This is a genomic window from Mycobacterium sp. NPDC003449 (assembly GCF_053588415.1).
Map to the genome: position 1 here is coordinate 1 of NZ_JBSFPX010000291.1, position 6,050 is coordinate 6,050.

The 6,050-nt window shown below is 66.5% G+C and carries 5 protein-coding genes; 3 read left to right on the plus strand and 2 right to left on the minus strand.

Annotated elements, in window-relative coordinates:
• Positions 1–247: 247 nt before the first annotated feature.
• Positions 248–1,801 carry a succinic semialdehyde dehydrogenase gene (locus ACWDTP_RS36715; RefSeq protein WP_450028132.1) on the plus strand — a complete coding sequence of 518 codons (1,554 nt, stop codon included), beginning with the start codon at positions 248–250 and terminating at the stop codon, positions 1,799–1,801.
• Positions 1,798–2,307, plus strand: coding sequence for a DinB family protein (locus ACWDTP_RS36720; protein WP_450028133.1), 510 nt, complete (start codon positions 1,798–1,800; stop codon positions 2,305–2,307). Before ACWDTP_RS36715 ends, ACWDTP_RS36720 begins: the two co-directional genes overlap by 4 nt.
• Positions 2,308–2,310: 3 nt before the next feature.
• Here ACWDTP_RS36720 and ACWDTP_RS36725 read toward each other — a convergent pair whose 3' ends face one another.
• Positions 2,311–3,432 (minus strand): NAD(P)H-dependent flavin oxidoreductase, encoded by a 1,122-nt coding sequence (locus ACWDTP_RS36725; protein WP_450028134.1) that lies wholly within the window; start codon positions 3,430–3,432, stop codon positions 2,311–2,313.
• Positions 3,433–5,118: an acyl-CoA synthetase gene (locus tag ACWDTP_RS36730; RefSeq protein ID WP_450028136.1), complete on the minus strand. Its 1,686-nt coding sequence runs from the start codon at positions 5,116–5,118 to the stop codon at positions 3,433–3,435. It abuts the gene before it with no gap.
• A gap of 33 nt (positions 5,119–5,151) precedes the next feature.
• Between ACWDTP_RS36730 and ACWDTP_RS36735 the strand changes: the two genes are divergently transcribed.
• Positions 5,152–5,952 (plus strand): crotonase/enoyl-CoA hydratase family protein, encoded by an 801-nt coding sequence (locus ACWDTP_RS36735; RefSeq protein WP_450028135.1) that lies wholly within the window; start codon positions 5,152–5,154, stop codon positions 5,950–5,952.
• Positions 5,953–6,050: the final 98 nt, after the last annotated feature.

Below are 6,050 nucleotides of genomic sequence, written 5' to 3' on the forward strand. Positions count from 1 at the left end.
CTAAGCAAAATGTCCAAACTCAGGCCGGGACGTCGAGGCCGAGCAGCCGGTAGAAATCGAGGCTCTTCCGCAGGTCGGTGGCGACGATCTCGATGACCGCCGATATCAGTTCAGATGCCATACCGGCACGGTACGACCGGGGCCCGCGGCGGGTCGTGAACAAATCGGACAACCACTCTTGGTCGGGACGCTGGTCCCGAGTAGGTTGGCCTTGATCACTAGTTACTCGCCAGTAAGGGGGCCAGTCATGCCCGCGCCGTCCGCCACCGATTTCGCCCGGCTGCGCAAACTCGCCGCCATCACCGATGTGGACGCGCGTCAGTCCAGATCGATCGACGAGGTGTTCACCGGCCGGGAGCTGACCACGATCCCGGTCGGCACCGCCGAGGATGTCACGACCGCCTTCGCCAAGGCGCGCGCCGCGCAGGCCGAGTGGGCCGCGCGGCCGGTCAAGGAACGCTGTGCCGCCATCGAGCGTTTCCGCGAACTCGTCGCCCGCGACCGCGGCTTCCTGATGGATGTGGCCCAGGCCGAGACCGGCAAGGCCCGTTCGGCGGCGCAGGAGGAGATCGTCGACATCATGCTGAACGCGCGCTACTACGCGCGCGAGGCCGCCAGGCTGCTCGCCCCCAGGCGGGTCAAGGGCCTGCTGCCCGGTGTGGTCAAGACCGTGGTCAACCACCATCCCAAGGGTGTCGTCGGGGTCATCTCGCCGTGGAATTACCCGATGACCCTGTCGATCTCGGATTCGATTCCGGCGCTGCTCGCCGGCAACGCCGTCGTGGTGAAGCCCGACAGCCAGACCCCGTACTGCACGCTGGCCAACGCCGAACTGCTGTATGCGGCGGGCGTGCCCCGCGATGTCTTCGCGGTGGTTCCCGGTCCGGGTTCGGTGGTGGGCACCGCCATCGTGGAGAACTGCGATTACCTGATGTTCACCGGTTCCACCGCCACCGGCCGGTCGCTGGCCGAGCAGTGCGGGCGCCGGCTGATCGGGTTCTCGGCCGAACTGGGCGGCAAGAACCCGATGATCGTCACCAAGGGCGCCAACCTCGACGTGGCGGCCAAGGCCGCGACCCGGGCCTGCTTCTCCAACGCCGGGCAGCTGTGCATCTCGATTGAACGCATCTACGTCGAACGGGAGATCGCCGACGAGTTCACCGCCAAATTCGGCGAGCAGGTGCGAAATATGAAGCTGTCGGGCGCCTATGACTTCACCGCCGATATGGGCAGCCTGATCTCGGAGGATCAGGTCAAGACGGTATCCCGGCACGTCGACGATGCGAAGGTCAAGGGCGCCAAGGTGATCGCGGGCGGCAACGCGCGCCCCGACATCGGTCCGCTGTTCTACGAACCGACCGTGTTGTCCGGCGTCACCGACGAGATGGAATGTGCGCGCAGCGAGACGTTCGGCCCGCTGGTGTCGATCTATCCGGTCGATTCCGTCGAGGAGGCGATCGAGAAGGCCAACGACACCGAGTACGGACTGAACGCCAGCGTGTGGGCCGGTTCGAAGACCGAGGGCGAGGCCATCGCCGCCCGGTTGCAGTCCGGCACCGTCAACGTCGACGAGGGTTATGCGTTGGCGTTCGGCAGCACCGCCGCGCCGATGGGCGGGATGAAGGCTTCCGGGGTCGGACGCCGTCACGGCGCCGACGGCATCCTCAAATACACCGAGTCGCAGACGGTTTCGACCGCGCGGCTACTCAATCTGGATCCTCCGCTCGGCATTTCTCAGACGTTCTGGCAGAGAGCGCTGACCCCGATGATCCAGGCGGTGCAGAAGTTGCCCGGGCGTTGAGCCCGGCCGAGCGCGGCACGCCGCCGCTGACCGCCGACGAGGGCGCCACCCTGCAGAGCTGGCTCGACTTCTACCGCAGCACCCTTGCGACCAAGTGCGCGGGCCTGACCGATGAGCAGTTGCGGACCGCATCGGTTCCCCCGTCCCCGCTGACCTTGATGGGGTTGGTGCAGCACGAGACCGAGGTCGAGCGGAACTGGTTCCGCCGGGTCCTGCTCGGCGAGAGCGTGCCCTCGATCTACGGCCAGCGGTCGGCCGAGGGCCACGACGGCGGATTCGAGCTCGACCCCGACCTGGACTTCGAAACCGTCTACGCCACCTGGCAAGCCGAGATCGAACAGGCGAGGGTCAACTGCGCCGGACGCGCGCTCGACGACACCAGCCCGTTCCTCGGCACCGAGGTGACCCTGCGCTGGATCTACACCCACATGATCGCCGAATACGCCAGGCACTGCGGGCACGCCGACCTGCTCAGGGAGAACATCGACGGTACGACCGGGGTGTGAGCACTACGCCTCGGCGATACCGTCCAGGCGCTTGGTGGCGGCCTCGAAACCGCTCACCAGCTCACCGATGATGTCGGCGACCGGGCGGATCTCGTTCATCCGGCCGACGATCTGCCCGACCGGCATCGACACGGTGTCGGGATTGTCCGACTCGTTCATCCGCTGGTGGGCCTCGCTGACCAGGATGTTCTGCAGTGGCATCGGCAACGGCTCCGGCGCGTCCTGGGCGTCCCAGGCGTCGGTCCACTTGGTCTTGAGCAACCGGGCCGGCTTGCCGGTGTAGATCTTTCGGCGCACGGTGTCGGCGGTGCCTGCGCGCAGCAGCGCCTCCTGGATGGTGGATGTGCCGCCCGGCAGCCGGTGCCCGAGGTCGTACTCGGCCGAGGTCAGGAAGGCCGATCCCATCCACACCCCGGACGCGCCGAGCGCCAGCGCCGCGGCGACCTGTTTGCCGCTGCCGATACCGCCCGCGGCCAGCACCGGCGCCTTACCGTCCAGGGCCTCGACGATTTCCGGCCACAGCACCATCGAGCCGATCTCGCCGGTGTGCCCGCCGGCCTCGTGCCCCTGGGCGACGACGATGTCCACGCCGTTCTCCACATGGCGCAGCGCGTGTTTGGCGCTTCCGGCCAGCGCCGCGACCGGGACCCCGGCCGCATGCGCCTGCTCGATGACGTCGTTGGGCGGGGAGCCCAGCGCGTTGGCGATCAGCTTGATCGGGTGTTTGAGTGCGACCTCGACGTGGCTGCGGGCCACCGAATGCAGCCAGCCCAGCACCCCCTCGTTACGCTCCTCGTCCTCGGGAAGCGGCGGAACCCCGAGATCGGCAAGGGTTTTCGCGACGAAGTCGCGGTGGCTCTGCGGAATCAGCTTGTCGATGTCCACGACGGTCCCCTCGGTGGGAATCTTGGCGGGCATCACGATGTCGACCCCGTAGGGCTTGCCGTCGGTGTTGGCGTCCATCCACTGCAGGACGTTCTCCAGATCGTCGGCGTCGTTGAACCGCACGCAGCCCAGCACGCCGAGACCGCCGGCCTTGCTGACCGCGGCGGCCACCTTCTCCGACGGGGTGAAGACGAAGATCGGGTACTCGATCCCGAACCGTTCGCAGAGTTCGGACTTCATCTACTTCGCTCCCACGTGGTTGGCGTGCACGTCGTCGGCGGCCCGCTCCTCGGTGGTGTCCTTGGCCCAGCGGTAATCGGGCTTGCCCGCGGGCGAGCGCTTGACCTCGTCGACCAGCCAAAGGCTGCGCGGCACTTTGTAACCCGCGATCTCGGTGCGCACGAACGCATCCAGTTCGGCCAGCGTCGGGCGGGTGCCCTCACGGGCCTGCACGACGGCCGCGACGTGCTGGCCGAACCGCTCGTCGGGAACCCCGACCACCAGCGCGTCGAACACATCCGGGTGCCCCTTCAAAGCCGCCTCGACCTCTTCGGGGTAGATCTTCTCGCCACCGCTGTTGATCGACACCGAGCCGCGGCCCAGCATGGTGACGCTGCCGTCGGCCTCGACCTCGGCGTAGTCACCCGGGATGGCGTACCGAACGCCGTTGATGGTCTTGAAGGTTTCGGCGGTCTTTTTCTCGTCCTTGAAGTAGCCGACCGGGATATGCCCGCACTTGGCGATGATGCCGCGCACACCGGACCCGGGCTTGACCTCGTTGCCGTCCTCGTCGAGCACCTTGGTGGTCTTGTCGATGGTGACCCGCGGACCACCGGTGTGCGACTGTCCTTTGGCGACGATGCTGGTGCCACCGAAACCGGTCTCCGAGGATCCGATCGAGTCGGTGATGATCCGGTTGGGCAGCAGCTCAAGGAATTTCTCCTTGAGGCTGGTGGAGAACAGCGCGGCGGTGCTGGCGAGCAGGAACAGGCTCGACAGGTCGTACTCCTTACCGGCGGCCTGCCCGGCCAGCAGCGAGTCCAGCAGCGGCCGGGCCATCGCGTCGCCGGTGAAGAACAGCAGGTTGACCTTGTGGTCGTGGATCATCTGCCAAACCTCGTCGGCGTTGAACTCCGGTGCCAACACCACGGTCTGGCCGGAGAACAGCGACATCCAGGTGGCCGATTGGGTGGCGCCGTGGATCATCGGCGGGATCGGCAGCCGGATCATCGGCGGGTTGGCGACAGCCTGTTTGGACAGGTCGTACTCGTCGGCGACGGGTTCTCCGGTCGCGAAGTCGGTGCCGCCGAACAGCACCCGGTAGATGTCCTCGTGACGCCACATCACGCCCTTGGGGAATCCGGTGGTGCCGCCGGTGTAGAGCAGGTAGATATCGTCCGCACTGCGCGGACCGAAATCGCGTTTCGGTGAGCCCTGTGCCAGGGCGTCCTCGAAGGCCACGCCGCCGTACCGGGTGAAGTCGTCATCGGATCCGTCCTCGACCACCAGGACGGTCTTGACGTTCGGCGTCTCCGGTAGCACGTTGGCGACCCGGTCGGCGTAACGGCGCTCGTGGACCACCGCGACCATGTCGGAGTTGTCGAACAGGTACTTCAGCTCGCCCTCGACGTAGCGGAAGTTGACGTTGACCAGGATCGCTCCGGCCTTGACGACACCAAGCATCGCGATGACGATCTCGTTGCGGTTGCGGCAGTACAGGCCGACCTTGTCGTCCTTGTTGACCCCCTGGCCGCGCAGGTAGTGGGCGAGGCGGTTGGCCTTCTCCTCCAACTGGGCATAGGTGAGCTGTTCGTCGCCGCAGATGAGGGCGACACGGTCAGGCACAGCGTCGATGGCGTGCTCGGCAAGATCAGCGATGTTCAGAGCCACAGAACCTAAACTAGAACGTGTTACATTTCGTGACAAGTCTGGGGTTATGACGAAGGAAGGCAGGCAGCCGTGAGCGAACCGGATAAGGGGCCCGATGCCCTCATTGAGCAGCGCGGACACACCCTCATCCTGACGCTGAACCGGCCGGAGGCCCGTAACGCGCTTTCCACCGAGATGCTCTCGATCATGGTCGCGGCCTGGGACCGTGTCGACAACGACCCGGAGATCCGCACCTGCATCCTCACCGGGGCGGGCGGCTACTTCTGCGCGGGCATGGACCTCAAGGGCGCCACCAAGAAGCCGCCGGGCGACTCGTTCAAGGACGGCAGCTACGACCCGTCGCGCATCGACGGTCTGCTGAAGGGGCGCAGGCTCACCAAGCCGCTGATCGCCGCGGTTGAGGGCCCGGCCATCGCGGGCGGCACCGAGATCCTGCAGGGCACCGATATCCGCATCGCCGGGGAGAGCGCGAAGTTCGGCATCTCCGAGGCCAAGTGGAGCCTGTACCCGATGGGCGGCTCGGCGGTGCGGCTGGTCCGCCAGATCCCCTACACCATCGCCTGCGATCTGCTGCTGACCGGACGCCACATCACCGCGGCCGAGGCGCTGTCTTACGGGCTGATCGGCTATGTGGTGCCCGACGGCACCGCACTGGACAAGGCGCTCGAGATCGCCGAGGTGATCAACAACAACGGTCCGCTGGCCGTGCAGGCGATCCTCAAGACCATCCGCGAGACCGAGGGCATGCACGAGCTCGACGCGTTCAAGCCCGACACCGCCAACGGCATCCCGGTATTCCTGTCCGAGGACGCCAAAGAGGGCCCGCGGGCGTTCAAGGAGAAGCGGGCCCCCAACTTCCAGATGAAGTAGCAACCTTCTCCGCCGAACAGACGCGGCGGTACCCGTTGTCGCGCATTTCCGGGTACCGCCGCGTCTGCTCGCGCTAAGATCGGAAGAGCGTGGGGGAG